The sequence below is a fragment of the Kitasatospora sp. NPDC059088 genome, from assembly GCF_042738155.1.
Classification (GTDB): Bacteria; Actinomycetota; Actinomycetes; order Streptomycetales; family Streptomycetaceae; genus Kitasatospora.
In genome coordinates, this window is the sequence record NZ_JBHYGR010000135.1 from 1 (window position 1) to 26,072 (window position 26,072).

Genomic DNA, 26,072 nt, shown 5'->3' on the forward strand with positions numbered 1-26,072 from the left:
GCGCCCGCACGGCGCCCCGCTCCCCCGGCCCGAGGCCACGCCCGTCACCCGCCGACTGCGGGACCGCTCACAGACCCCGCCGCCGGCCCGGCCCCGCCCCCGGGACCGGCAGCACAGCCCCGCACCCGGCGGACGGCCCGGCACGGCACGGCAGCGGTTGCTGCGGCAGCGGCTGGTCGTCTTCGTCACCGTGACGATCGGCGTCGCACTGGCCATCGCGGCGGCGCAGGGCTGCGAGAACCGGAGCAACCAGGGGGCGCGACCGGCGGTCGGGCAGAGCGCGACGGCCGGTACGGGTGGCGGCGGCGGTGGTGGCGGCGAACTGGCCGTGCCCGGGAGTTCCGTGGATGTCGCGCCGCAGGCCTCGGCGACCCCGCTCGCAACCCCGCTCCCGGCCGCCGCGCGCGGCACCGCGGACAGTGCGTTGGCGCCCGCGCAGGGGCCCGGTCCCGTGGTGGACTGGCCCAACCGCAGCTACCCCGACGCGGCGGGCGGGCCGGCCGTCACCTTGAAAGACGGGCGCTCGGTGGGCGGCGGGCCGCAGATCGCGCTGAGCGCCGTCCTGCCCGCCCGGTACAAGGGGCAGCCGGCCACGGTCGTGGTGCTGCGGCGGGTGGAGGGATCGGCGCCGGTCGACCTCGTCCAGCTCTACACCTTCGCCGGGGACTCACCCGTGGCCACCACCTCCCGGACCTCCACCGCCGACCCGCAGGCCACCGCCGCCTGGCGCCTGGACGGCAGCGCCGTCGTCCGTGAGGAACGCGTGGCCGCCACCGGCGCGATCATCTCCACCCGCTACACCGCGCGGGCCGACGGCACCCTCGACGAGTCCTGGCCCGGCGCCGGCGCCTCCGGCGGCACCGGCCTCACCACCCCTCCCCCGGCCGCCGCCCCGGCCCCACCCACCGCCCCGACGGGCTGAGCGAGCGAGCTGGCACAGGAAGTCGGGCTGGCCGACTTCTGGCGCCTCGCCCTGTGCCAGGGGCGTGAGGTGGACGGCACAGCCCAGGCGGCGGGCAGCGGGCGCGTCGGCGTCGAGCACTGGAAGTCGGGTCGGCCGACTTCTGGTGCGGCGGTGGGGCTGCGGGCTCAGGGTGCGCAGCTGACCGGGTGGTCCCGCGGCGAGCGGAGCGGCTTCCGGCACAGCAGCGGCGACATCGGGCCTGGAAAAGACCGCGCAGGAAGTCGGGTCGGCCGACTTCTGGCGCACGGTGGGGCTTGGTGGGCAGCTGCGGGCGAGCGTAAGAAGTCGAGCAGGGCGGCCGTTCGTGCTGCGGTCTGGCGATAAGGGCCCAGTCGCGAGGTAGCCTGCGCGGCTCAGGTGGCGGGCGTCAGAAGTCGGGCCCGCCGACTTCTGGTGCCGGCCCGCCGGGCGAACGGCGGAGGTCGGGGCTGCCGATTTTCGGCGCAGGCAACGGGTCTTGAGCAGGTGCAAGAGCTTCCGGGGGCGCAGCAGAAGTCGAACCGGCCGACTTCTGGTGCCGGCCAAAGGTGGCACCAGGTTCGCCGGGTGAGCGGCCTGTGGCGGGGCGACCTCTGGGGTCAGGGGGTGGTGACGGCGTAGAAGGCTACGGCGGCGGCGGCGCCGACGTTGAGGGAGTCGATGCCGTGGGCCATGGGGATGCGGACCGGGTGGTGGGCGGCGGCGATGGCGCGGTGGGTGAGGCCGTCGCCTTCGGCGCCGAGGAGGAGGGCGGTCCTGGGGAGGGTGTGCGGGGCGAGGGTGGCGAGGTCGACGGCGGTGTCGGCGGGGGTGAGGGCGAGGAGGGTGAAGCCGGCGTCGCGGACGGTGTCGAGGGCGGCGGGCCAGGGGTCGAGGCGGGCGTACGGAACCGCGAAGACGGCGCCCATGGAGACCTTGACCGCGCGGCGGTACAGCGGGTCGGCGCAGTCGGGTGAGAGCAGGACGGCGTCCATGCCGAGGGCGGCGGCGCTGCGGAAGATGGCGCCGAGGTTGGTGTGGTCGACCAGGCCTTCGAGCACGGCGACCCGGCGGGCCCCGGTGAGCAGGTCGGCGGCGTCCGGGAGGGGCTTGCGCTCCATCGAGGCGAGGGCGCCGCGGTGGACGTGGTAGCCGGTGACGGCTTCGGCCAGGCCGGGTTCGACGACGTGGACCGGGGCGTCGGCCTCGGCGATGACGTCGGCCATCACGTCGAGCCACTTGGCGGTCAGCAGCATCGACCGCATCCGGTAGCCGGCCGCGAGGGCGCGGCGGATGACCTTCTCCCCCTCCGCGATGAACAGGCCCTCGGCGGGTTCGCGGCGGCGGCGCAGTTCGACGTCGGTCAGGCCGGTGTAGTCGGCGAGGCGCGGGTCGGCCGGGTCGGTGATGGTGCTGGGTTCGGACACCCTGTGATCTTGCCAAGCCGGGACGGGGAAGGCCAAACGGCGGAGGTGACGGGGTGGTCCCAGGCTACTCGGAGTGCAAATATGACGGTATGGCCCGAAATCCGGGCCGATCCTGGGCTCCGTCGGCCTCTGGTGCCACCGGCGACGCCGGCTCCCCCGGTGGGCGCCCACACGGTCGGCTAGAGCTGCCACGCGCGAAGCGGTCGAGACCGGACCGGCACTGGTCGGTGGCCGGACAGGTGTTCGCGCTGCAGATCCTGATCGTGCTGCTGCTGGTCGCGGGGGCAGCGGTGGCGCTGGTGGTGCAGTCGCACAACGACGCCGACCACGAGGCGAGCAACCGGTCGGTGGCGGTCGCCCAGGCCTTCGCCAACTCACCGGGCATGGTGGACGCGCTGCGCTCCCCCGATCCGACCGCGATCCTCCAGCCGAAGGCGCAGTCCGCGCGGATCTCCTCGGGTGTGGACTTCATCGTGGTGCTGAACAACCAGGGCATCCGCTACACCCACCCCAATCCGGCCCGGATCGGCCAGAAGTTCATCGGCACGTACGAGCCGGCGCTGCACGGCCAGGTGGTGACCCAGCACCTCACCGGCACGCTGGGCCCGCTGGTGCAGGCGGTCGTCCCGGTGTACGCGCCGGACGGCTCGGTGGTCGGGCTGGTCTCGGCGGGGGTCACCCTGAGCAACGTGTCCACCGCGAGCGAGCGCCAGCTGCCGCTGGTGCTGGGCGCGGCGGCGGGCGCGATAGGGCTGGCCACGCTGGGGACGGCGCTGATCAGCCGGCGGCTGCGGCGGCAGACGCACGGGCTGGGCCCGGTCGAGATGACCCGGATGTACGAGCACCACGCGGCGGTGCTGCACGCGGTGCGCGAGGGCGTGATGATCGTCGGCGGGGACGGGCGGCTGCTGCTCTGCAACGACGAGGCGCGCCGGCTGCTGGACCTGCCGCCGGACGCCGAGGGCCGCCCGGTGACCGAGCTGGGCCTGGAGCCCGCGCCGCTGGAGCTGCTGACCGCCGACCGGCCGGTGAGCGACGAGGTGGTGCTGGCCGGGGAGCGGCTGCTCGCCGTGAACGTACGGCTGACCGACCGGGACGGCGGCCCGCCCGGCTGCGTCGCCACGCTGCGCGACTCCACCGAGCTGATGGCGCTGACCGGCCGGGCAGAGGGCGCGCAGCGGCGGTTGCGGCTGCTGTACGACGCCGGGCTGACGGTGGGCAGTTCGCTGGACGTGACCCGGACGGCGGAGGAGCTCGCGCAGGTCGCGGTGCCGCGGTTCGCGGACTTCGTCACGGTGGACCTGGCCGAGCAGGTCCTGGCGGGCGAGGAACCCCCGTCGGTCGGCACGCTGGGCCGGATGCACCGCACCGCGCTCGCCGGGATCAGGGACGACGCGCCGTTCCACCCGGTGGGGACGGTCCTGGAGGTGGTGCCGGCCACCCCGCTGGCCGGGGCGCTGCACAGCGGCGCGCCCGGGCTGGAGCCGCGGCTGGCCGAGGCGCGGGGCTGGCGGGAGCAGGACCCGGAACGCTCGGCGCGGGTGCTGGCGTACGGGGTGCACTCGCTGGTGCGGGTGCCGCTGCGGGCGCGCGGGGTGCTGCTGGGGGTGGTGCGGTTCTGGCGGGCGGACCGGGCCGAGCCGTTCGAGCCGGAGGACCTGACACTGGCCGAGGAACTGGTGGCGCACGCGGCGGTGTGCATCGACAACGCCCGGCGCTACACCCGGGAGCACGAGATGGCGGTGACCCTCCAGCACAGCCTGCTGCCGCGGAGCCTGCCCGAGCAGAGCGCGCTGGAGGTGGCGCACCGCTACCTGCCGGCCCAGGCCGGGGTGGGCGGGGACTGGTTCGACGTGATCCCGCTGCCGGGCGCCCGGGTGGCGCTGGTGGTCGGCGACGTGGTCGGGCACGGGCTGCACGCGGCGGCGACGATGGGGCGGCTGCGCACGGCGATCCACAACTTCTCGACGCTGGACCTGCCGCCGGACGAGCTGCTGGGCCATCTGGACGAACTGGTGAACCGGATCGACCAGGAGGAGGCGGGCGGCGCCGGAAGCGCCGGGCTGACCGGGGCGACCTGCCTGTACGCGATCTACGACCCGGTGTCCCGGCGCTGCACCCTGGCCGGGGCCGGGCACCCGCCGCCGGCCGTGGTGGACCCCCAGGGCCGGGTGACGTACCCGGAGCTGCCGACCGGGCCGCCGCTGGGGCTGGCGGTGCTGCCGTTCGAGACCGTCGAACTGGAGCTGGCCGAGGGCAGTCGGCTGGTGCTGTACACGGACGGGCTGGTGGAGGACCGCGAGCGGGACATCGACGAGGGCCTGGAGCTGCTGCGGACGACGCTGGGCGGGCCGCCGCGGACGCCCGAGCAGACCTGCGCGGACGTGCTCGGGGCGATGCTGCCGGCGCACCCGCAGGACGACATCGCGCTGCTGGTGGCGGAGACCAGGGTGCTGGCGCCGGACCGGGTCGCGCAGTGGGAGGTGCCGGCCGACCCGGCGGCGGTGGGTGCCGTCCGGGCGCAGGTGGCCCGGCGGCTGGCCGACTGGGGGCTGGACGAGGCGGCGTTCGTCACCGAGCTGATCCTGAGCGAGCTGGTGACCAACGCGATCCGGTACGGCTCCGGGCCGATCCGGGTGCGGCTGCTCCGCGACCGCTCGCTGATCTGCGAGGTGTCGGACGGCAGCAGCACCTCGCCGCACCTGCGGTACGCGGCGACCGAGGACGAGGGCGGGCGCGGGCTGTTCCTGGTCGCGCAGTTCGCGGACCGCTGGGGGACGCGCTACACGGCGACCGGGAAGGTCATCTGGACGGAGCAGCCGTTGGAGTAGGAAGTCGGCCGGGCCGACTTCCCGCTCCGTGGGCCTGCTACCGCTGGAAGGCGGCGGCCAGGACGTTGACCACGTCGCCGACCACGATGACCGCCGGGGGCTTGACGCCCTCGGCCTCGACCACGGCGGCGACCGTGGCCAGGGTGGCGTCCACCCGGCGCTGGGCGGCGGTGGTGCCCTCCTGGACGATCGCGACCGGGGTGTCGGCCGGGCGGCCGTGCTCGACCAGCGTGGCGGCGATGGCGCCGATCTTGTCCACGGCCATCAGCAGCACCAGGGTGCCGCTCATCCCCGCGACGGCCGTCCAGTTGGTGACCGAGCGCGGGTCGTCCGGGCCGACGTGGCCGGAGACCACGGTGAACTCCTGGGTCAGGCCGCGGTGGGTGACCGGGATGCCGGCCGACTCCGGGACGCTGATCGAGCTGGAGATCCCGGGCACCACGGTGACCGGGATGCCCGCCTCGGCGCAGGCCAGCAGCTCCTCGCCGCCGCGGCCGAAGACGTACGGGTCGCCGCCCTTGAGCCGGACCACGAACTTCCCGGCCTTGGCGTGGTCGATCAGCGCCTGGTTGATCGCCTCCTGGGCCATCTGGCGCCCGTAGGGGATCTTGGCGGCGTCGATCACCTCGACGTGCTCGGGCAGCTCGGCGAGCAGCTCGCGCGGGGCGAGGCGGTCGGCGACCACCACGTCGGCGTCGGCGAGCAGCCGGCGGCCGCGCACGGTGATCAGGTCCGGGTCGCCCGGGCCGCCGCCGACCAGGGCGACGCCGGCGCCGCGGGTGCGGTACGAGCGGGCGGCCAGCGAGCCGTCCCGCAGGCCGCCGACGACGGCGTCGCGCAGGGCGGCGGAGTGGCGCGGGTCGCCGGTGAGCACCGCGACGGTGGCGCCGCCGTCACGGCCGCTGGCCGGGGTCCAGGCGGAGGCGGCGGAGGCGTCGTCGCTGCGGGAGCAGAACACCCGCTCGCGCTCGGCCTCGGCGCTGATCGCCGTGTTGACCGCCGGGTCGTCGGTGGCCACCAGGGCGTACCAGGCCCCGGCCAGGTCGCCGTCCGCGTACGGGCGGGCGTGCCAGGTCAGCTCGCCCGCGTCCGCCATGGCCTGGACGGCCGGGGTGGTGGCGGGGGATATCAGGTGCAGGTCGGCGCCGGAGGCGATCAGAGCGGGCAACCGCCGCTGCGCGACCTGTCCGCCGCCGACCACGACGACGCGACGGCCGGCCAGCAGCAGGCCCACCGGGTAGGGGGTCAGGCCCTCGGTGCTGGGGTGCGGGGTGGGCGCGCTCATCGGCGGTGCTCCTGATCGGGATGAGGGTGTGGGGAAGTACGGAGATACGCCGCTCCGCGGGCCGGCGCGCCCTCGGGCCGGTCCGCGGAGCGGTGAGGTGGTGCGTCAGGCCTTCTCGGTGACCCCGGCGGAGTCGAAGGTGGCTACATCGTGCATCGCGCGGGCCGCACTCTGCACCAGCGGCAGCGCCAGCAGGGCACCGGTGCCCTCGCCGAGCCGCAGGTCCAGGTCGATCAGCGGACGCAGGCCGAGCTTCGCCAGCGCGGCCTGGTGGCCGGGCTCGGCGGAGCGGTGGCCGGCGATGCAGGCGGCCAGCACCTCGGGGGCGATCGCCTTGGCGACCAGCGCGGCCGAACCGGCGATCACGCCGTCCAGCACCACCGGGGTGCGCAGCGAGGCGGCGCCCAGCAGGAAGCCGGCGATGGCCGCGTGCTCCAGGCCGCCGACGGCGGAGAGGACGCCGATCGGGTCGTTCGGGTCGGGCTGGTGGAGGGCCAGCGCGGCGCGGATGACCTCGACCTTGCGGGCGTGGGTCTCGTCGTCGATGCCGGTGCCGCGGCCGGTGACCTCGGCCGGGTCGAGGCCGGTGAACACCGAGATCAGGGCGGCCGAGGCGGTGGTGTTGGCGATGCCCATGTCGCCGGTGACCAGCGCCTTGTTGCCCGCCGCGACCAGGTCGCGGGCGGTCTCGATGCCGACCTCGATAGCCTGGAGGGCCTCCTCGCGGGTCATCGCCGGGCCCTGGGTCATGTCGTCGGTGCCGGGCTTGACCTTGCGCGGCAGCAGGCCGGTGGCCCGGCCCTGCTGGACGGCCTGCGGCAGCTCGGCGGCGACGCCGACGTCCACGACGCAGACCTCGGTGCCGATCTGCTTGGCGAAGGAGTTGATCACCGCTCCCCCGGCCAGGAAGTTGCCGACCATCTGGGCGGTCACCTCCTGCGGCCACGGGGTGACGCCCTGGGCGTGCACGCCGTGGTCGCCCGCGAAGATCGCCACGCAGGCGGGCTCCGGGATCGGCGGCGGGCACTTGCGGGAGAGGCCGGACAGCTGGGCGGAGATGATCTCCAGCATGCCGAGCGAGCCGGCCGGCTTGGTCATCCGCTTCTGGCGGTCCCAGGCCTCGCCGAGCGCCTTGGCGTCCAGCGGGCGGATCCCGCGCAGGGTGTCGGCGAGCAGGTTCTGCGGCTCCTCGCCGGGCAGCGCGCGGTTGCCGTACTGCTCCTCGTGCACCACCCAGGCGAGCGGGCGCTTCTTGGCCCAGCCCTGCTGCTCCAGCTCCGGCTCGTCCGGGAACTCGTCGACGAAGCCGACGCACAGGTAGGCGACGACCTCCAGGTGCTCGGGCAGGCCGAGCTCGCGGACCAGCTCCTCGTCGTCGAAGAAGCTCACCCAGCCGACGCCCAGGCCCTCGGCACGGGCGGCCAGCCAGAGGTTCTCGACGGCCAGCGCGGCCGAGTACGGGGCCATCTGCGGCTGGGTGTGCCGGCCCAGGGTGTGCCGGCCGCCGCGGGTGCGGTCGGCGGTGACCACGATGTTCACCGGGGTGTCGAGGATCGCCTCGATCTTGATCTCCCGGAACTGCTTGGCCCGGCCCTTCGGCAGCGAGTCCGCGTACGCCTCGCGCTGGCGCTCGGCCAGGGCGTGCATCTTCCGACGGGTCTTCGCCGAGCGGATGACCACGAAGTCCCAGGGCTGGGAGTAGCCGACGCTGGGCGCGGTGTGGGCCGCCTCCAGGACGCGGATCAGCACCTCGTGCGGGATCGGGTCGGGGCGGAAGCCGTTGCGGATGTCGCGGCGCTCGCGGATCACCTGGTGGACGGCGTCGCGGCCGGCGTCGTCGTAGCCGGGGGCGGCGGGGCCGCGGGGCTCGGCGGGCTCGGCGGGCTGCTCGTCCTCGGCGGCCGGGGCGTCGGTCGGCTCGACGGCTGCCTCGGGCTGCTGCTCGGCCGGCGGCTGGTCGGCCTCCGGCTGCTCGGTGGCGGCCGGGGCCTCGGGCTGCGGCTCCTCGGTGGCCTGGGCCTCCGGCTGCGGCTGCTCGGCGGCGGGGGCCTCCTCCTGGACGGCCTCCGGTCCGGCGGCGACGGGCTCGGCCTGCGGCTGCTCGGCCCCGGGCTGCTCGGCCTGCTCCGGCTGCGGCTGCTCGGCGGCCGGGGCCCCGGCGGGCTGCTCGACGACCTCGGCGGTCTCGGCGGTCCCGGCGGTCTCGGGGACCACGCCGACCGGCTGTTCGGTGACCTCGGTGACCTGCTCGGGGACGGGCTGCTGCGCGGCCTCGGGAGCGACGGCCTCGGCGGGCTGCACGGCCTCGGCGGCGGCCTGCTCGACGGTCGGCTGCTCGGTCTGCTCCGGCTGCCCGGGGACCGGCTCGGCCGGGGTCTCCGCGGTCGGCTCGGCCGGGACGGCCTCCGGCTGCGGCTGCTCGGCCTGCTCCGAGTGCTCCGGCTGCTCGGCGGTCGGCTCGGCACCGACGGCCTCGACAGCGACGGCCTCGGCCTGGACCGGCTCGGTGGCGGGCTCCTGCTCGGCGGCCTCGGCGACGACCTGACCGGAGGGCATCTCCCCCGTACCGGCGGCGGTTTCGGCCACCGGCTCCGCGACGACCGCCTGCGCGGCCTCGGCGGGCTGCCCGGCCTCCTGGACCGCCTCGACGGCCGGAGCCTGCTCGGCAACCGGGGCCTGCTCGACGGCAGGGGCCTGCTCGGCGGCCTGCGGCGCGTCGGCGACCGCTATGGGGACGGTCTGCTCCTGGACCGCCGCGACGGCCGCCGGGGCCTGCTGGGCCGCCTCGACCTTGGGCAGGCCGTGCGGGGTCGGCGCGGCGAGGAAGGCGGAGATCCGGCGCGGCTGACCGGCCGGGGCGGCGGCCTCGGCCGACTCGACGGGCGCGGCGGACTCGCCGGCACCTTCGACGGCCACGACCTCGACGGCGGCACCTTCGACCGCGGCGGTCTCCACGGCGGCGGTCTCCACGGCCGGGGCGTCGACGAGCACCGTCTCGACCGCGGGGCTCTCCACCGCGACCGCCTCGGCGGCCGGCTGAGCGACGGTCTCCGCCGCGACCGGCTCGACCACGACGGCCGGGTCCGGCTGGACGGCCTCGGCGGCCGGCTGGACCGGAACGCCCTCGGCGGGCGGTGCGGCCAGGACGGCGTCCGGGGTCCCGACGACCTCGATCACCTCGATCGCACCGATCGCCTCGACCGCCATCAGGCCCTCGACCGGCGGCGAGGCCAGCGGCACCTGCTGGTAGCCCTGGGCCTGGGCGGCCTGGTGAACCTCCGGCCCGCCCTCGACCGTGGAGGGAGTCGGCGGCACCGGCGCGGCGGGCGCCACCGGGGCGGCCTGCGGCACGGCGCCGGGAGCCTGCGCGACGGGCTCGCCCATCGGCGGCCGGCCGACGACCGGGATGCCGTGCGCGGGCGTGCCGCCCAGCGACGGGCCGCGGTCGGCCAGCGAACGGACCGGCACCTGGCCGGTCATCAGCGAGGGGTCCGGGATCGGCGGGCCGGCGTGCAGCGGGCGCCGCGGCTGCTGAGCCTGCGTCATCGGCTGCTGCGGGTACGGCTGCGCCTGGGCGCCCTGCGCCGGCGGCTGCTGGAACTGCTCGCCGCCGAGCACGGGCGGGTCGACCGGCGGCCAGGAGGGCTCGACCGGGGTGCCGTCCGGCTGCGCGAACGGGGCCTGCTCGGCGCCCCAGGAGCCCTGCGGGCCGGGCATCAGCAGGACGTCGTCCTCGTCGTCCAGCCCGTCCGGCTGGTCGACGAAGTGGAAGGCCGGGCGCTGGGCGCCCTGGTCGACGGCCCAGCCGTCCCCCGGGGCGGCCGGGGCCGGCACGCCGGGGGCGGTGAAGTTCGGCTGGCCCTGCGGCGGGATCACGCCCGCGCCGGGGGGCACCGCGCCCGGCAGGCCGCCGAGCGGCGCCGCCGGGTTGGGGATCACGCCGCTGTCGGTCGCGACGCCCTGCAGAGGTGCAACGCCCGCGACGCCCTCCGGTCCGCCGAGCGGGTCGGGCCCGGCGTGCAGGTGCTCCGGCAGTCCCTCGCCCGGGACGTGGCCGCCATCGGTCATTGTCAAAGCTCCTTCCAGGCCGCTGCCGCGCCCCTTGGCGACGCGATCCACCGACCGCAGCGCCCATCCGCACGGGCCGGGCCTGCACCGACCCGCCCCTCAACCACACGTGGCCGCCGCGCCGTGGCGCTGCGGCCCAAGTCCTTCCGGCGCGCTGCGGCACCCCGGCCCGGGCACCGCCGGTGAAGGCGGTGCACCATCTGAGTCAACGACAACCCGGAGCAACCGGCACGACCGCACCGGACCCTACGGCATTCTCCAGGTCCGGCACGCGGCCCGTCGAATTGCCCACACTCCGAGCGGAACCGGATTGCACCACGTCAAAAAGGTGACAAACCGACCGAATCGGGTGGGTCGTCGGCGGATGGAACCGCCTGGGACGCCACACTACCGGCCCGGCGCGGTGACCTCTCGAATCGGTGTCCGGATGCGACCTGGATCACCGCGCGGTGGGTCCGGCGGCCCCGGCCCGCACCCGAGGCCTTCACACGATCTGCTCACCCCAGAGCAGCAGTGCACCGCCCGCGCCCGCCCCGAGCGCCAGTGCGCCGCCCTCCTCGCCGGCCCGCAGCGGGGTCGACTGCAGCAGCGCGCCGTCCGCGCGGTAGCCGGCCCCGACGATGGCCCGGTGGACCTCCTCGGCCTCGGCGAAGGTCCGGGCCAGCGCCACGAAGCGCTCCGGTCTGCGGGCCAGCACCGCGCGCACCACGTCCAGGCCGCCGGACTCCACCACCGCCGCGTCGGGCTCCGGGAGTCCGCCCAGCACCTCCGGCCCCTGCCCGTACACCGTCTCCACCTCGACCCCGTAGCGGCGGGCGTTGACGGTGAGCCGGGCGCAGGCCGAGCGGGAGGCCTCGACCGCGACCACGGCGGCACCGAACCGGGCCGCCTCCACCGCGAGGGCGCCGCTGCCCGCGCCGACCGACCAGACCAGGTCGCCGGGACGTGCACCCAGACGGGCCAGCACCAGGGCGCGCACGTGCGCGGGCAGTGCCTCCGACGCGCCCGGCTCGCCCTCCGTGCGCCCGGCGCCCGCGTAGGCGTCGCCGGGGAGCGCCCAGCCGCGTTCCGCGCCGGGGTAGCCCAGCGGGCGCCCCGCCAGCCAGCCGGCCGCCTCGCCGACCGCGCCGGCCTGGGCGCCGCCGCCGATCACCAGCACCACGTTGGGGTCGCGCCAGACGTGGTCGGCGATCCGGTCGGAGGTGAGGACGGTGACGTCCTCCTCCGGGGTGCCGAGGGCCTCGCAGACCACGAAGGTCCGGTGCACCCCGCGCAGCATCAGGGCGAGTTCGCCCGGACCGGCGCCCGGGGCGGTGAGCACGGCGACCTTGGGGTGGGCGCGGCAGATGTTGGCGGCGCGGCGCAGCCGGCCGCCGTGGGCGCTGACCACCTGGGCGTCCTCCCAGGGCATCCCGGCCCGGGCGAAGGCGGTGGCGACGGAGGAGACGGCGGGCAGGACTTCGAGTTCGAGGCCGAACTCGGGGCGGCGCAGGGTGCGCACCACGCCGAAGAAGCCCGGGTCGCCCTCGGCGACCACGACGGCGGCGCCGCGGTGCTCGGCGATCGTGCGGGCGGCCTGCTGGATGTTGCCGAGGGCGATCCGCTCGGCGTCCTCCGGCACCGGGAGGGCGTCCAGTTGGTAGGAGGCTCCGGCGACCAGGGTCGCCGCGGCGAGGGCCGCGCCGGCGGCCTCGGTCAGTGGCGTGCCGTCCCACCCGATGACCGTGATCCGGTCAGCCATCTGCGGCCGTTCTCCCTCGACTCGTTGCGCGACTCCTCGCGCGGCTCGTCGCGCCGGCTGTGCGGCGCCGGTGGAGAGGCTACCGGGTACCGTCCCCCTGAGGTCGACAACTCGCACACATGTCCGCGCCGCGGGGGTGACCAGCGGGGAAGGGCGTGGCGGATCAGTCGCGCAGCACGTAGCGGTGGTCGCCGTGCCAGCCGTCGCGGTGCAGTTCGGGCGACTCCAGGTCCTCCGGGAGGAGGCTCCACAGGATCAGGTCGCTGCGGGTCTCCGCGACGAGCTCCCCGGACTCGCCGCGGACTATCCAGGCGCTGCGCAGCACGCCCTCGCTGATGCCGCCGATCTTCTGGGCGACCTGCTGGGCGGCGGTGTTCCCGGCGGCGGTGCGCAGTTCCAGGCGCAGGAAGTCGCGGTCCTCGAACAGCCACTGGGCGACGCCGAGGACGGCCTCCGGGGCGTAGCCCTCGCCGCGGGCCCAGGCGGCGGTGACGTAGGAGATCTCGGTGCTGCGCAGCCGCCAGTCGGTGTTGCGCAGTTCGACCAGGCCGACCAGGCGCTGGGTGAGGTGCTCGGTGACGGCGAAGACGATGCCGCGGCCGTGGGCGCGGTGGGCGGGGGCGAGGGTGCGGGCGAGCTCGGTCGCGTACTCCTCGGTGAAGGGGTGCGGGAGGTCGGTCCAGGCGAGTACGAGGTCGTCGGCCATCATGGTGGCCAGCCCCGGGGCGTCGTCCTCCGCAAGGGGCCGCAGCAGCAGCCGTTCGGTGCTGATGGCGGTCTCGGGGAAGCTCGCTGCCATGCCGTCTCTCCTCGCCGGGTCGTGAACACAACACCGTACGCCTCCGTCGCGCCCCGGTTGCCATGCGGTGCGCCGCGCGCACGACGGTACGTCAGAACCCGGTCTGCCGTGGTGTCCCTGGTGCATACTGCCCGACCGGGCCCCCGCCGAGGTGCGGCGGGGGCCCGGTCGGGCGTCACAAGGTATGACCGTACGACGATCAGATCGTTCAGAAGGCCGGGATGACCGAACCCTGGAACGTGTCGTTGATGTACTTCTTGACCTCGTCGGAGTGCAGCAGCTCGGCCAGCTTCTTCACCCGCGGGTCGTTCTCCTTGCCCTTCTTGACGGCGATGATGTTGGCGTACGGGTTGCCCTCGGCCTTCTCCAGCACCAGCGCGTCGGTGGCCGGCTTGAGGCCCGAGTCGAGCGCGTAGTTGCCGTTGATCACGGCGGCGTCGAGGTCGGCGATGGAGCGGGGCAGCTGGGCCGCCTCCAGCTCCTTCCACTTGAAGTTCTTCGGGTTGGCCGTCACGTCCGCCGGGGTGGCGGCGGTGCCGGCGCCGTCCTTGAGGGTGATCAGCTTGTTGTCGGCGAGCAGCTTGAGCGCGCGGCCCTCGTTGGTGGCGTCGTTGGGCAGGCCGATGGTGGCGCCGGACGGCAGGTCGCCGATCGACTTGACCTTCTTGGAGTAGACGCCGAGCGGCTCCAGGTGGACCGGCTCGACCGGGACGATGTCCGTGCCGTTCTTCTTGTTGAAGTCGTCCAGGTACGGGACGTGCTGGAAGTAGTTGACGTCGGCCGAACCGTCCTGCACCGCCGTGTTGGGGGTCACGTAGTCGGTGACCTCCTTGATGTCGAGCTTGAGGCCCGCCTTGGCCGCGAGGTTGTCCTGGACGAACTTGAGGATCTGCGCGTGCGGGGTCGGGCTGGCCACGACCTTGAGCGGCGCGTTGGGGTCCGAGGAGGAGGAGCCCGAGCTGCCGCAGGCGGCCAGGGACAGGGCGAGGCCGGCGGTGGCGAGGACACTGGAGAACTTCAGAACGTTGCGCACGAAAAGTGCCTTTCTGCGTGGTGCGGGGAGCCGCGTCCGGAGGTCGGACGAGGGAGGTCTAGGAGGCGACGAGGTCCTCGTCGGGGGTGGTGGCCCGCGGGCGGAGCAGGCGGGTGCGTCCGCCGCCGCGGCCCCGGTCGCCGAGCCGGCGCACGGCGTAGTCGCCGACCAGCTGGATCACCGTGACGATGATCGCGATCTCGGCCACGATGATCCACATGAAGGTGGTCTCGAAGCGCAGGTAGCCGTAGCGGTAGGCGAGGTCGCCGAGGCCGCCGCCGCCGACCGTGCCGGCCATCGCGGAGTAGCCGATCAGGGCGATCACCGTGGTGGTGACGGAGGCCACGATGCCGGGCAGCGCCTCGGGCACGAGCGTCTTGCGCACCAGCGTCCAGGTGCTGCCGCCCATCGCCTGCACCGCCTCGATCAGGCCGCGGTCGACCTCCCGGACGTTGGTCTCCACCAGCCGGGCGAAGAACGGGATGGCGCCGACCGTCAGCGGCACGGTCGCCGCCTGCCAGCCGAGGGAGTTGCCGGTCAGCCAGCGGGTGAAGGAGATCAGCGCGATCATCAGGATGATGAACGGCAGCGACCGGGCCAGGTTCACCACGGCGCCGAGCACCTTGTTCACCGGCTGGTTCTGCAGCGCCCCGCCCTTGGAGGTGAGCACCAGCAGCACCCCGAGCGGCAGGCCGAGCACGACCGTGCAGAGGGTCGCGACACCGACCATCTGGAAGGTCTCCTGGGTGGCCGGCCACATCAGGTCCTGCATCTGGTCCCAGCTCAGGCCGCTCATGCCACCGCTCCGTTCGCCCTGCCGTTGCCGTCCGAATCGATCAGGGCCACTTGCAGGCCCTGCTCGCGCAGGTAGCCGATCGGCACCACGTTGTCCTGGTGGCCGCCGGGCAGCTCGACCCGCATCCGGCCGACCATCCGGCCCGCGATCGTCTCCACGGCGGCGCCGAGGATGTTGATGTCGATCTGGTAGGTGCGGGCCAGCTGGGAGACGAAGGGCTGCGCCGGGGCGTCGCCCTGGAAGGTGATCTCCAGCACGGTCGTACCGGGGTGGCCGGTGCCGAACTCGCTCAGCGGGAACAGCTCGCGGGCCAGCTCGGAGCCGGGCTCCGCCAGCAGGTCGGTCAGCTCGCCGGACTCCACCACCCGGCCGCCGCGCATCAGGGCGGCGGAGTCGCAGACGGACTTGATGACGTCCATCTCGTGGGTGATCAGCAGGACCGTCAGGCCCAGCTGCTGGTTGAGGTCGCGCAGCAGCTTGAGGATCGAGCGGGTGGTCTCCGGGTCGAGGGCCGAGGTGGCCTCGTCGGAGAGCAGCACCTTGGGGTCGCCGGCCAGGGCGCGGGCGATGCCCACCCGCTGCTTCTGGCCGCCGGAGAGCTGGTTGGGGTAGCTGCGGGCCTTGTCGCCGAGGCCGACCAGGTCGAGCAGCTCGGCGGCCTTGCGGCGGCGCTGGGTGCGGTCCAGGCCGATGATCTCCAGCGGCAGCTCGACGTTCTGCTGCACCGTACGGGAGGAGAGCAGGTTGAAGTGCTGGAAGACCATGCCGATCCGGCGGCGCGCCTCGCGCAGGTCCTTGCCGGCCCGGTTCTCCCCGCCGGACAGCGCCGTCAGGTCGACCCCGTCCACGGTGACCGTGCCGGAGGTCGGGCGCTCCAGCATGTTCACGCAGCGGATGAGGGTGGACTTGCCGGCACCGCTGGTGCCGACGACTCCGTAGACCTCGCCCGGGCGGACGTGCAGGTCGACGCCGGCGAGGGCGGTCACCTCGCGGCCTCGGGAACGGTAGACCTTCGTCAGGTCCGTGGTGGTGATCACAGGTGCTTCCGTGGGTCGGGGGCGGGCGGCGGTGTCCACCGGCCGACCGGGTCGCGGTCGGCGGTGTCCTGCGACGCCCCGCCAGGGGGATCCGGACCTGCCACCCCTTGATCGTGGCCGTAGAACGACCGGGCCGCGCGACGGCGTGGCCCTAACGAGTCATCGACGGCCGCGGGTGGGCGGGCACGCCGGAGGGGAGGGTTCCGGGAGGAGGGCGCGCTCGCACGGGCGGGAGCGACGCCGGATTCTCGCTTCGGGGCGCGAGGGGGAGGCACCCTCGACGGGGTGCCCGGGGGCGGTGGCCCTCAGCAGTGACACATTCGACGGCACATGGCACGCTCACCTGCCGGCAGCGTGCCGGTGGGGGTCCAGTTCGTCGTCGCAGTCATGTGAGCCAGTAAAACAGATGAGTCGTACAGCGCCCAATTGTTCGACAGGGCTGTCCGCATTGCGGACACGACCCGTGCGGAGCTGGGGGGATACGGCTCGACGCCGCCACCGGGGCGTCCGGATGGTGGCGGCGTCGAGGTTGCCGGGGCGGGCGGAGCTCAGGCGGTCGCGGCCAGCGAGGTCTCGGCCAGCGGGGTCGCGGCGGACTTCTCCAGGTGCACGAAGCTCAGCCGGCTGGTCACCCGCTCGACGGCGGTCTGCCGGTAGCCCTGGCGGGCGTAGAGCCGCAGGTTGCCGAGGCTCCGGTGCCCGGTGAACAGCCGGTAGGCCGTCACCGGGTGGGGCGCCTCGGCCATCCGGCGCTCCAGCGCGTCCAGCAGCCGGCCACCCAGGCCGTGCCGCTGCATCCGGGGGTGGACCACCAGACGCCCTATCCGGCCGATGCCCTCGGCGTCGACGTGGCCGCGGACGGCGCCCACCACCTCGTCGCCCAGCCGGGCGACCAGGACGTGCTGCTCGGTCAGTTCGGCTCGCAGACTCTCCAGGCTCTGGGTCAGGGGCTCGATCGCCCAGTCGCCGTACAGCTCCGCCTCGGGCTGGTAGCCCAGGTACTGGAGCTTGAGGATCTGCTCCGCGTCCTCGGCCGCAGCGGCCGAGATGATCACGCTCATGCCCATGTGGAGGGGCCTCCCCAGTCGTCGTGCCCGGCGCGCAGAGGGTGGCGCGCTCACGCTCAGTATCCGAGCGTATGCGCCACCGTCAAGAGTGACGTTCGCCAGCGTGCTACCCGGGTGTCAGGTTCCCTCAACCTTCGGCGGGGCAGACGTGGCCAGGGTCACGCCGCGCTGGGGGGTGGAGCGAGCGACCGGTGACGGGCGGTGAGCGGCGGGAGCGGATGTGGGGCGCCCGGGTGAGGCGGGCCCCCGGTCAGGGGTAGCGCTCGGCGTGCAGCAGGAGGCGCAGACAGGCCAGGCAGCGGGACCGGGTGGGGCCGATCGAGCCGCGCGGCATGCCGAGGCGCTCGGAGAGCTCCCGGTAGGTGGGCGGCGGATCCTCGGCGAGGGCGGCGATCAGCTCCGGGCAGCGGCCGGGCAGGGCGGCGACGGTCTCGCGGACCACGCGGCGGCGCTGCTCGGCGAGGTAGACGTCCTCGGCCGAGGGGACGGGAGAAAGGGGGGTGCACACACCGTGCATGACGGGCCCGGGCGGGGCCGGTTACGCCCGGACCGGGGCGCGCACGCGGGAGGGGCGCGACGGTCGGACCGCCGCGCCCCTCCCGCGCTGCTCCAGGGGTCAGCCCTGGGGCTGGGCCCACTCCTGCTGCCGCGCCAGGTCCGCCTTCACCTCGGCGAGCTGGACCGCGACGGCCGAGGGGGCGGTGCCGCCGCGCCCGTCGCGGGCGGCGATGGCGCCGTGCACGCTGAGCACCGTGCGGACCTCGGGGGTCAGGTGCTCGGAGATCGCGGCGAACTGCTCGTCGGTCAGGTCGGACAGTTCGATGCCCTGGGCCTCGCAGGCCTTGACACAGGCTCCGGCCACCTCGTGCGCGACCCGGAACGGCACGCCCTGCTTGACCAGCCACTCGGCGATGTCGGTGGCGAGCGAGAAACCGGCCGGGGCCAGCTCCTCCAGCCGCTCCCGGTGCACCGTCAGGGTGGCCATCATCCCGGTGAACGCGGGCAGCAGCACCTCCAGGGTGTCGCAGGAGTCGAAGACCGGCTCCTTGTCCTCCTGGAGGTCCCGGTTGTAGGCGAGCGGCAGCGCCTTGAGGGTGGCGAGCAGGCCGGTGAGGTTGCCGATCAGGCGGCCGGACTTGCCGCGGGCGAGCTCGGCGATGTCCGGGTTCTTCTTCTGCGGCATGATCGAGGAGCCGGTGGAGAAGGCGTCGTGCAGGGTGATGAAGCCGAACTCCTTGGTGTTCCAGATGATCACCTCCTCCGCGATCCGGGAGAGGTTGATCCCGATCATCGCGGTGACGAAGGCGAACTCGGCGACGAAGTCGCGCGAGGCGGTGCCGTCGATGGAGTTGCCGACCGAGCCGCCCTCGAAGCCGAGGTCGGCGGCGACGGCCTGCGGGTCGAGGCCGAGCGAGGAGCCGGCCAGCGCGCCGGAGCCGTACGGGGAGACGGCGGTGCGGGCGTCCCACTGGCGCAGCCGCTCGGCGTCCCGGCCGAGGGCCTGCACGTGCGCGAGGACGTGGTGGGCGAAGAGCACCGGCTGGGCGTGCTGGAGGTGGGTGCGGCCGGGCATCGCGGTGTCCGGGTGCGCCTCGGCCAGGCCGACCAGGGCGCCCTGGAGGTCGAGCAGCAGGCCGCCGATGGTCCTGGCGTGGTCGCGCAGGTACATCCGGAACAGGGTGGCGATCTGGTCGTTGCGCGAGCGCCCGGCCCGCAGCTTGCCGCCGAGGTCGGCGCCGAGGCGCTCCAGCAGCCCCCGCTCCAGGGCGGTGTGGACGTCCTCGTCGGCGACGGTGCCGACGAAGGTCCCGGCCTCGACGTCGGCGAGCAGCCGGTCGAGGCCGGCCAGCATGCCGGCCAGCTCCTCGTCGGAGAGCAGGCCCGCCTTGTGCAGCACCCGGGCATGGGCCTTGGAGCCGGCGATGTCGTAGGGGGCGAGCCGCCAGTCGAAGTGGACCGAGGCGGAGAGCCTGGCCAGCGCCTCGGACGGGCCGTCGGCGAAGCGCGCGCCCCAGAGGCGGACGTCGGAGGACTGCTGGGCGGTCATCGCGGTGGCTCCTTCACACATGTGCAGTGGGTGGCATAAGTATGCATCACTCCGTATGGAACACAAAACCCCGGTCGAAGGGGATCCTTCGACCGGGGCTGTGGTTGCCGGGGCTGTGGCTGCCGGGGCTGTGGCTGCCGCGGCCCTACTGCGCCTTGGCCTGGGCGAGTTGCATGAGGTGGTCGGCCAGCGCCTGGCCGCCCGCCGGGTCCCGGCTGATCAGCAGCACGGTGTCGTCGCCCGCGATGGTGCCGATGATCTCGAAGACCTCGGCCTGGTCGATCGCCGAGGCGAGGAACTGCGCGGCGCCCGGCGGGGTGCGCAGCACGACCAGGTTGCCGGAGGCCGTCGCGGAGACCATCAGCTCGCCCGCCAGCCGGGCCATCCGGCCTTCGCTGGCCGACTCCCCCATCGGTGCGCGCGGGGTGCGGTCGCCGCCCTCGGCGGGGACGGCGTAGATCAGCGCGCCGTCCCGGTTGCGGATCTTGACCGCGCCCAGCTCGTCCAGGTCCCGGGAGAGGGTGGCCTGGGTGACCACGAGTCCGTCGTCGGCGAGCAGCTTGGCGAGCTGGCTCTGCGAACGCACGGGCTGGCGGGTGAGCAGGTCCACGATCCGCCGGTGGCGCGCGGTGCGGGTCTGCGGGACCTGCGGCGTCGGGCCGGCGGCGGAGCCGGAGCGGGAATCGGTCATGTGATTATTCTCCCGGACGATGGTCAACTCGCATCGGCCGGGGCGCTCTCGCGCACCGTTCGGAGGATCTCCGGCAGGGCCGCGAGGAAGGCGTCCGCCTCCTGCTCGCTCAGCACCAGCGGCGGCGCCAGCCGTACGGCGTCCGGGACGGCCGCGTTGACGAGGAAGCCCGCCTGCTGGGCGACCGCCTGGACCCGGGCCGAGAGCGGCCGGGTCAGCACGATGCCGAGCAGCAGTCCGGCCCCGCGCACGTGCGAGACCAGCGGGTCGCCGAGCGCCTCGACGCCGTGCCGCAGCCGGTCGCCGATCTTGCGGACGTGCTCCAGCAGGCCCTCGGACTCGATGGTGTCCAGCACCGCGAGCCCGGCCGCGGCGGCCACCGGGTTGCCGCCGAAGGTGGTGCCGTGCTGGCCCGGGGTGAGCAGCTCGGCGGCCGGGCCGAAGGCCAGCACCGCGCCCATCGGCAGGCCGCCGCCGAGCGCCTTGGCCAGGGTGACCACGTCCGGCTCGACGCCCTCGCAGGCCTGGTGGGCGTACCAGTACCCGGTCCGGCCGATGCCGGTCTGGATCTCGTCCAGGACCAGCAGGGTGCCGGTGGCCCGGGTGATCTCGCGGGCGGCCCTCAGGTAGCCGTCGGGCAGCGGGATCGCGCCGTTCTCGCCCTGGATCGGCTCCAGGAAGACGGCGGCCGTGTCGGTGGTGACGGCCGCGCGCAGCGCCTCGACGTCGCCGAACGGGACGTGGGTGACGTCACCGGGCAGCGGGCGGAACGGCGCCTGCTTGGCGGGCTGGCCGGTGAGCGCGAGGGCGCCCATGGTCCGGCCGTGGAAGGCGCCCTGGAGGGCGACCAGGTGGGTGCGGCCGGTCCGTCGGCTGATCTTGAAGGCGGCCTCGTTGGCCTCGGCGCCGGAGTTGCAGAAGAACACCCGGCCGCCCTCCCGGCCGTCCAGCGCCAGCAGCCGCTCGGCGAGCGCGATGGTCGGCTCGGCCATGAAGAGGTTGGAGACGTGGCCGAGGGTGGCGATCTGCCGGCTGACCGCCTCGACCACGGCCGGGTGGGCGGTGCCGAGGGCGTTGACGGCGATGCCGCCGAGCAGGTCGGTGTACTCCTTGCCGTCGGCGTCCCAGAGCTTGACGCCCTCGCCGCGCACCAGCGGGATCCGGGGGGTGCCGTAGTTGTCGGTGAAGGCGTGCTGCCACCGGTCGGTGAGCTGCTCGTTGTGCGTCATGCCAGTCCCCCGGTCACGGTCGGCTCGTCGTCCGGCACGACCATCGTGCCGATGCCCTCGTCGGTGAAGATCTCCAGCAGCAGGCTGTGCTGCACCCGGCCGTCCAGGACGCGGGCGGTGCCCACGCCGGAGCGGACGGCGCGCAGGCAGCCCTCCATCTTGGGGAGCATGCCGCTGGCCAGGCCCGGCAGCAGTGCGTCCAGTTCGCTCGCGTTGAGCTGGCTGATCACGTCGTCGGAGTTCGGCCAGTCCTTGTACAGGCCCTCGACGTCGGTCAGCACCACCAGCATCTCGGCGCCGAGCGAGACCGCCAGGGCGGAGGCGGCGGTGTCGGCGTTGATGTTGTAGACGTGGCCGTCGGCACCGCGGGCGATCGAGGAGATGACCGGGATCCGGCCGTCGGCGATCAGTGCCTTCACGGCGCCGGCCTCGATGTTGACGATGTCGCCGACCAGGCCGATGTCGACCTGCTCGCCGTCCACCACGGCGTAGCGCTTGACCGCCGTCATGGTGTGGGCGTCCTCGCCGGTCATGCCGACGGCGAACGGGCCGTGCTCGTTGAGCAGGCCGACCAGCTCGCGCTGCACCTGGCCGGCCAGCACCATCCGGACCACGTCCATGGTCTCGGGGGTGGTGACCCGCAGGCCGTTGGTGAAGCTGGACTCCAGGCCCAGCCGGTCCAGTTGGGCGCTGATCTGCGGGCCGCCGCCGTGCACCACGACGGGGTGCAGTCCGGCGTAGCGGAGGAAGACGACGTCCTGGGCGAAGGCCGCCTTGAGGCTCTCGTCGACCATGGCGTTGCCGCCGAACTTGATCACGATGGTCTTGCCGTGGAAGCGCTCCAGCCAGGGCAGCGCCTCGATCAGCGTCATGGCCTTGGGCAACGCGGTGTTGTTGCGGGCCTGTTCGCCCTTGGGTGCGATCTGCACGGGTTTCCCTTGTCGGAACGGTCGTCGCGGTTCGGCGCTCGGCGGAGCGGCGGCTCAGCTGGAGTAGGCGCTGTTCTCGTGGACGTAGTCGGCGGTGAGGTCGTTGGTCCACAGCGAGGCGCTCGCCGTACCGGCGTTGAGGTTCGCGGTGATGACGACGTCACGGCCCTTCATGTCCACCAGGTCGCGGTCCTCGCCGACGCCGCCGTCCTGGCAGACCCAGACACCGTTGATGGCGACGTCGAGCCGGTCCGGCTCGAAGGTGGCGGAGGTGGTGCCGATCGCGGACAGCACCCGGCCCCAGTTGGGGTCCTCGCCGTGGATGGCGCACTTGAGCAGGTTGTTGCGGCTGATCGTCCGGGCGACCTCGACGGCCTCGTCCTCGGTGGCCGCGCCGGTGACGTCGATCCGGATGTCCTTGCTGGCGCCCTCGGCGTCGCCGATCAGCTGGCGGGCCAGGTCGGCGCTGACGGTGCGGACGGCCTCGGCGAACTCGGCCGCGTCCGGGGCGGTGCCGGAGGCGCCGGAGGCCAGCAGCAGCACGGTGTCGTTGGTCGACATGCAGCCGTCGGAGTCGATCCGGTCGAAGGTGGTGCGGGTGGCGCCGCGCAGGGCGGCGTCCAGGGCGGCGCTGTCCAGGTCGGCGTCGGTGGTGAGCACGACCAGCATGGTGGCCAGGCTCGGGGCGAGCATGCCCGCGCCCTTGGCCATGCCGCCGACCGTCCAGCCCGCCGGGCTGGTGACCTGCGCGGTCTTGTGCACGGTGTCGGTGGTCTTGATGGCGATCGCGGCGGACTCGCCGCCGGTCTCGCTGAGCTCCCGGGCGGCCAGGGCGACACCGGGCAGCAGCACGTCCATCGGCAGCCGGACGCCGATCAGGCCGGTGGAGGCGACGGCGACCTCGCCGGCGCTGAGGTCCAGCTCGGCGGCGACCTTCTCCGCGGTGGCGTGGGTGTCCTGGAAGCCGGCCGGGCCGGTACAGGCGTTGGCACCACCGGAGTTGAGGACGACGGCGGAGACCCGGCCGCCCTTGAGGACCTGCTGGGACCAGAGCACGGGCGCGGCCTTGACCCGGTTGGCGGTGAAGACGCCGGCCGCGGCGTACGAGGGGCCGTCGTTGACCACCAGGGCGAGGTCCGGGGTGCCGGAGGCCTTGATGCCCGCGGTCACGCCGGCGGCCCGGAAGCCCTTGGCGGCGGTCACGCCGGTGTCGGGGGTGGTCACGGTGCGACTCCGTTCAGGGGAAGGCCCAGCTCCTCGGGCAGGCCGAGGGCGATGTTCATGCTCTGCACCGCGCCGCCCGCGGTGCCCTTGACCAGGTTGTCGATCGCGCTGATCGCGACGATCCGCCCGGCGGTGGCGTCCAGGGCGACCTGGACCAGGGCGGTGTTGGCGCCGTAGACGCTGCTGGTCTGCGGCCACTGCCCCTCGGGCAGCAGGTGGACGAAGGGCTCGTCGGCGAAGGCCTCGGCGTACGCGGCGCGCAGCTCCTCGGCGCTCACGCCCGGCTTGGCCTTGGCGGAGCAGGTGGCGAGGATGCCGCGCGGCATCGGGACGAGGGTGGGGGTGAAGGAGACGGTCAGCGGCTCGCCGGCCAGCGGGGTGAGGTTCTGCACCATCTCCGGGGTGTGCCGGTGCACGCCGCCGACGCCGTACGGGCTGACGCTGCCCATCACCTCGCTGCCCAGCAGGTGGGTCTTGGCGGCCTTGCCGGCGCCGGAGGTGCCGGAGGCGGCGACCACCACGGCCTCCGGCTCGGCGAGGCCGGCCGCGTAGGCCGGGAACAGCGCCAGGGAGACGGCCGTCGGGTAGCAGCCGGGCACGGCGATCCGGTTGCTGCCCTTCAACGCGTCGCGGTGGCCGGGGAGTTCGGGCAGGCCGTAGGGCCAGGTGCCGGCGTGGGCGGAGCCGTAGAACTGCTCCCAGTCGGCGGCGGCCTTGAGCCGGAAGTCGGCGCCGCAGTCGATCACCAGGACGTTCTGGCCGAGGGCCTCGGCGACGGCGGCGGACTGGCCGTGCGGCAGCGCCAGGAACACCACGTCGTGGTCGGCCAGCACCTCGGGGGTGGTGGGTTCGAGCACACGGTCGGCCAGCGGGATCAGGTGCGGCTGCAGCGCGCCGAGCCTGGTGCCCGCGTTCGAGCCGCCGGTCAGCGCCCCGATCTCCACCTCCGGGTGGCCGAGCAGCAGGCGCAGCACCTCACCGCCCGCGTACCCGCTCGCGCCGGCGACGGCGACTCGCAAAGCCATGGCTTCCTCCTTGGTCGTGGCATGAATATACGCGGGAGGGAAAATCCATGCAAGGCTGAGCCCGGCACCCCCGGGCTCCCCGCCGGTGCGACCGGCCCGGGCACCGGCGGACCGTGCCGCCGACGGCCCCCGGTCAGCGCTTCACGGCTCGCAGCACCACGAACTTCGGGTTCCCCGCGACGAGTTGGCAGTTGCCGAACAGCTTGCGCAGCTTGACGTGGTAGCCGAGGTGACGGTTGCCGACCACCCACAGCTCACCGCCGGGCCGCAGCGCCCGCCGGGCGCCGGTGAACATCCGCCAGGCGGTGGCGTCGGTGGTGGCCTGGTGGGAGTGGAACGGCGGGTTGTTGAGCACCAGGTCCACCGAGCCCGGGGCGAACACCGCCGGGTCGAGCGCGTCGGCGGTGCGGAACTCGGCCGGGGCGTCCGGGCCCAGGTTGGCGCGGAAGGTCTCCTCGGCGGAGGCCACCGCCTGGTGGGACTCGTCCACGAACACCAGCTCCGCGCCCGGCCCGGCCAGCGCGGCCGCGGTGCCGACCACGCCGTTGCCGCAGCCGAGGTCCACCACCCGGTCGCCCGGGGCGGGCGTGGGCAAGTGGGCCAGGAAGAACCGGGTGCCGATGTCGAGCCGTTCGGCACAGAACGTGCCCGCGTGGTTGACCACGGTGCGCCCGGCGGCGGGGCCGATGTCCGGCGGCAGCGCGTAGCGGTGCGGCCACGGGCTGGGGCCGGGGTCGAGCGCCGGGTCGGGGGTGCAGAAGATCAGCCGGGCCTTGCGGACGGCCAGCGAGGTGCGGGTCGGGCCGAGCACCTTCTCGAACAGCTCCAGGGTGGAGGTGTGGATCTCGGCGACCATGCCGGTGCCGATCACCACCGTGCCGGGGTGGAGGGCCGGGGCGAGCCGGTGCAGCTGGTCCTCCAGCAGGGCCAGGCTCTTGGGCACCCGCACCAGCAGGACGTCGATGCGCTCCGGCGGGGTGTCCCGGGTCGTGCGCAGCCGCTCCTCGTCGACGGCGGCGCCGGCCCGGGCGAGGTTCTCCCGGGTGGCCTGCCGGCCGAGGTGGGAGTCGCTGATCTGGACCGGTCCGTACGGTGCCAGCGCGGTGGCCAGCGCGCCCCAGCGGTCGCCGAGGACGGCGATCCGGCGGCCGGCCAGCTCGGTGGCGGCGCCGTCGGCGCTGTCGGCCTCGCCGGCGAGGTGGCGCAGCAGGTACTCGTCGGCGGCGTCCCAGGCCCGCAGCCGCTCGCGGGGGTCCGCGGGGAAGCGGGTGAGGTCGAGGGAGCCCCAGGGGGTCGCGAAGGCGGTGGCCGAGGGTGACGAAGCGGGCGTGGTCTGCGGATTCATCGTGTTCTCAGGCTATCCGAAGGTCCGCCGGGGAACGGTTTCGGGCAGATACTGGAAGAGCCCGACCGAGAGGGGTGAGGGCGATGGACTGGAAGCTCGAAGTCGTGGTGGTCCCGGTGTCGGACGTGGACCGCGCGAAGCTCTTCTACGAGGAGCAGGCCGGCTTCACCGTGGACCACGACACCCGCCTGCGCGACGGGGTCCGGGTGGTCCAGCTGACTCCCCCCGGCTCACGCTGCTCGATCGTGGTCGGCGCCGGGGTGATCGAGTCGCCGCCCGGCTCGGTGAAGGGCCTCCAACTGGTGGTGCCGGACATCGAGAAGGCCCACGCGGAGCTCACCGCGCGGGGCGTGGTGGTCAGCCCCGTCCAGCACTTCGTAGCCGGAGCCCGGGTGAACGGGCACGGCGAGGCCTGGAACAACTTCGTGTTCTTCAACGACCCGGACGGCAACGGCTGGGCCGTCCAGGAAGTCCCCCTCGCGGCCTAGTAGTGCTTTGTTAGGTCGGGGCTGGTCTTGGTCTGGGCAGTGGTCGCTGGCAGGTCGGGCATGTGCCGTTCCAGGTGGCCAGGAGGTG

19 protein-coding genes and 1 pseudogene are annotated in these 26,072 nt (G+C 74.2%); 3 read left to right on the forward strand and 17 right to left on the reverse strand.

Annotation, left to right across the window (positions count from 1 at the left end):
- Positions 1–922: pseudogene (locus ACFWXO_RS37600) on the forward strand (hypothetical protein); the annotation flags it as partial.
- A gap of 620 nt (positions 923–1,542) precedes the next feature.
- On the opposite strand, the gene ACFWXO_RS37605 reads toward ACFWXO_RS37600, so the two are convergent.
- Positions 1,543–2,349: a TrmH family RNA methyltransferase gene (locus tag ACFWXO_RS37605; RefSeq protein ID WP_380529858.1), complete on the reverse strand. Its 807-nt coding sequence runs from the start codon at positions 2,347–2,349 to the stop codon at positions 1,543–1,545.
- Positions 2,350–2,438: 89 nt separating this feature from the next.
- On the opposite strand from ACFWXO_RS37605, the gene ACFWXO_RS37610 reads away from it, so the two are divergent.
- Positions 2,439–5,180, forward strand: a complete 2,742-nt coding sequence (locus ACFWXO_RS37610) for a SpoIIE family protein phosphatase (protein ID WP_375890937.1) — start codon at positions 2,439–2,441, stop codon at positions 5,178–5,180.
- Positions 5,181–5,217: 37 nt separating this feature from the next.
- Here ACFWXO_RS37610 and cobA read toward each other — a convergent pair whose 3' ends face one another.
- The 16 genes from cobA to ACFWXO_RS37690 form a co-directional block, all read right to left on the reverse strand.
- Positions 5,218–6,465 (reverse strand): uroporphyrinogen-III C-methyltransferase, encoded by a 1,248-nt coding sequence (gene cobA, locus ACFWXO_RS37615; protein ID WP_375890936.1) that lies wholly within the window; start codon positions 6,463–6,465, stop codon positions 5,218–5,220.
- A 105-nt stretch (positions 6,466–6,570) separates the two neighbouring features.
- The gene (cobT, locus tag ACFWXO_RS37620; protein WP_380529861.1) at positions 6,571–10,533 is read right to left on the reverse strand and encodes a nicotinate-nucleotide--dimethylbenzimidazole phosphoribosyltransferase; all 3,963 of its coding nucleotides are present in this window, start codon (positions 10,531–10,533) and stop codon (positions 6,571–6,573) included.
- Between the two features lie 484 nt (positions 10,534–11,017).
- Positions 11,018–12,274: a precorrin-6y C5,15-methyltransferase (decarboxylating) subunit CbiE gene (gene cbiE, locus ACFWXO_RS37625; RefSeq protein WP_375890933.1), complete on the reverse strand. Its 1,257-nt coding sequence runs from the start codon at positions 12,272–12,274 to the stop codon at positions 11,018–11,020.
- Positions 12,275–12,437: 163 nt separating this feature from the next.
- A complete protein-coding gene (locus ACFWXO_RS37630; protein WP_375890931.1) occupies positions 12,438–13,073 on the reverse strand; it encodes a GNAT family N-acetyltransferase in 636 nt (211 codons plus the stop codon).
- Between the two features lie 208 nt (positions 13,074–13,281).
- Positions 13,282–14,106 carry a MetQ/NlpA family ABC transporter substrate-binding protein gene (locus tag ACFWXO_RS37635; RefSeq protein WP_375890929.1) on the reverse strand — a complete coding sequence of 275 codons (825 nt, stop codon included), beginning with the start codon at positions 14,104–14,106 and terminating at the stop codon, positions 13,282–13,284.
- Between the two features lie 58 nt (positions 14,107–14,164).
- Positions 14,165–14,893 carry a methionine ABC transporter permease gene (locus tag ACFWXO_RS37640; protein ID WP_380529872.1) on the reverse strand — a complete coding sequence of 243 codons (729 nt, stop codon included), beginning with the start codon at positions 14,891–14,893 and terminating at the stop codon, positions 14,165–14,167.
- 5 nt (positions 14,894–14,898) lie between these two features.
- On the reverse strand, positions 14,899–15,939 hold the full coding sequence (locus tag ACFWXO_RS37645) for a methionine ABC transporter ATP-binding protein (protein WP_380529863.1): 1,041 nt from the start codon (positions 15,937–15,939) through the stop codon (positions 14,899–14,901).
- Between the two features lie 548 nt (positions 15,940–16,487).
- Positions 16,488–17,006, reverse strand: coding sequence for a GNAT family N-acetyltransferase (locus ACFWXO_RS37650; protein WP_380529865.1), 519 nt, complete (start codon positions 17,004–17,006; stop codon positions 16,488–16,490).
- Between the two features lie 250 nt (positions 17,007–17,256).
- Positions 17,257–17,514, reverse strand: a complete 258-nt coding sequence (locus tag ACFWXO_RS37655) for a hypothetical protein (RefSeq protein ID WP_375890924.1) — start codon at positions 17,512–17,514, stop codon at positions 17,257–17,259.
- A 108-nt stretch (positions 17,515–17,622) separates the two neighbouring features.
- Positions 17,623–19,053: an argininosuccinate lyase gene (gene argH, locus ACFWXO_RS37660; protein ID WP_375890922.1), complete on the reverse strand. Its 1,431-nt coding sequence runs from the start codon at positions 19,051–19,053 to the stop codon at positions 17,623–17,625.
- 145 nt (positions 19,054–19,198) lie between these two features.
- On the reverse strand, positions 19,199–19,744 hold the full coding sequence (locus ACFWXO_RS37665) for an arginine repressor (RefSeq protein WP_375890920.1): 546 nt from the start codon (positions 19,742–19,744) through the stop codon (positions 19,199–19,201).
- Between the two features lie 23 nt (positions 19,745–19,767).
- Positions 19,768–20,973 (reverse strand): acetylornithine transaminase, encoded by a 1,206-nt coding sequence (locus tag ACFWXO_RS37670; protein ID WP_380529868.1) that lies wholly within the window; start codon positions 20,971–20,973, stop codon positions 19,768–19,770.
- Positions 20,970–21,845 (reverse strand): acetylglutamate kinase, encoded by an 876-nt coding sequence (argB, locus tag ACFWXO_RS37675; protein ID WP_375890951.1) that lies wholly within the window; start codon positions 21,843–21,845, stop codon positions 20,970–20,972. The genes ACFWXO_RS37670 and argB overlap by 4 nt, the downstream gene beginning before the upstream one ends.
- Positions 21,846–21,956: 111 nt before the next feature.
- Positions 21,957–23,105, reverse strand: a complete 1,149-nt coding sequence (gene argJ / locus ACFWXO_RS37680) for a bifunctional glutamate N-acetyltransferase/amino-acid acetyltransferase ArgJ (protein WP_380529874.1) — start codon at positions 23,103–23,105, stop codon at positions 21,957–21,959.
- A gap of 17 nt (positions 23,106–23,122) precedes the next feature.
- The gene (argC, locus tag ACFWXO_RS37685) at positions 23,123–24,151 is read right to left on the reverse strand and encodes an N-acetyl-gamma-glutamyl-phosphate reductase (RefSeq protein ID WP_375890916.1); all 1,029 of its coding nucleotides are present in this window, start codon (positions 24,149–24,151) and stop codon (positions 23,123–23,125) included.
- A 133-nt stretch (positions 24,152–24,284) separates the two neighbouring features.
- Positions 24,285–25,496 carry a methyltransferase gene (locus ACFWXO_RS37690; RefSeq protein WP_380529871.1) on the reverse strand — a complete coding sequence of 404 codons (1,212 nt, stop codon included), beginning with the start codon at positions 25,494–25,496 and terminating at the stop codon, positions 24,285–24,287.
- 83 nt (positions 25,497–25,579) lie between these two features.
- Here ACFWXO_RS37690 and ACFWXO_RS37695 point away from each other — a divergent pair, with 83 nt between their 5' ends.
- A complete protein-coding gene (locus tag ACFWXO_RS37695) occupies positions 25,580–25,984 on the forward strand; it encodes a VOC family protein (RefSeq protein ID WP_375890912.1) in 405 nt (134 codons plus the stop codon).
- The last annotated feature ends 88 nt before the right edge of the window (positions 25,985–26,072 follow it).

What these genes read in the sequence shown, in the direction of transcription:
- ACFWXO_RS37610 (WP_375890937.1), top strand. Translation starts at nt 2,439, where the DNA reads ATGGCCCGAAATCCGGGCCGATCCTGGGCTCCGTCGGCCTCTGGTGCC.
- cobA (WP_375890936.1), bottom strand. Translation starts at nt 6,465, where the DNA reads ATGAGCGCGCCCACCCCGCACCCCAGCACCGAGGGCCTGACCCCCTAC.
- cobT (WP_380529861.1), bottom strand. Translation starts at nt 10,533, where the DNA reads ATGACCGATGGCGGCCACGTCCCGGGCGAGGGACTGCCGGAGCACCTG.
- cbiE (WP_375890933.1), bottom strand. Translation starts at nt 12,274, where the DNA reads ATGGCTGACCGGATCACGGTCATCGGGTGGGACGGCACGCCACTGACC.
- ACFWXO_RS37630 (WP_375890931.1), bottom strand. Translation starts at nt 13,073, where the DNA reads ATGGCAGCGAGCTTCCCCGAGACCGCCATCAGCACCGAACGGCTGCTG.
- ACFWXO_RS37650 (WP_380529865.1), bottom strand. Translation starts at nt 17,006, where the DNA reads ATGGGCATGAGCGTGATCATCTCGGCCGCTGCGGCCGAGGACGCGGAG.
- argH (WP_375890922.1), bottom strand. Translation starts at nt 19,053, where the DNA reads ATGACCGCCCAGCAGTCCTCCGACGTCCGCCTCTGGGGCGCGCGCTTC.
- ACFWXO_RS37665 (WP_375890920.1), bottom strand. Translation starts at nt 19,744, where the DNA reads ATGACCGATTCCCGCTCCGGCTCCGCCGCCGGCCCGACGCCGCAGGTC.
- ACFWXO_RS37670 (WP_380529868.1), bottom strand. Translation starts at nt 20,973, where the DNA reads ATGACGCACAACGAGCAGCTCACCGACCGGTGGCAGCACGCCTTCACC.
- argB (WP_375890951.1), bottom strand. Translation starts at nt 21,845, where the DNA reads ATGACGCTGATCGAGGCGCTGCCCTGGCTGGAGCGCTTCCACGGCAAG.
- argC (WP_375890916.1), bottom strand. Translation starts at nt 24,151, where the DNA reads ATGGCTTTGCGAGTCGCCGTCGCCGGCGCGAGCGGGTACGCGGGCGGT.
- ACFWXO_RS37690 (WP_380529871.1), bottom strand. Translation starts at nt 25,496, where the DNA reads ATGAATCCGCAGACCACGCCCGCTTCGTCACCCTCGGCCACCGCCTTC.
- ACFWXO_RS37695 (WP_375890912.1), top strand. Translation starts at nt 25,580, where the DNA reads ATGGACTGGAAGCTCGAAGTCGTGGTGGTCCCGGTGTCGGACGTGGAC.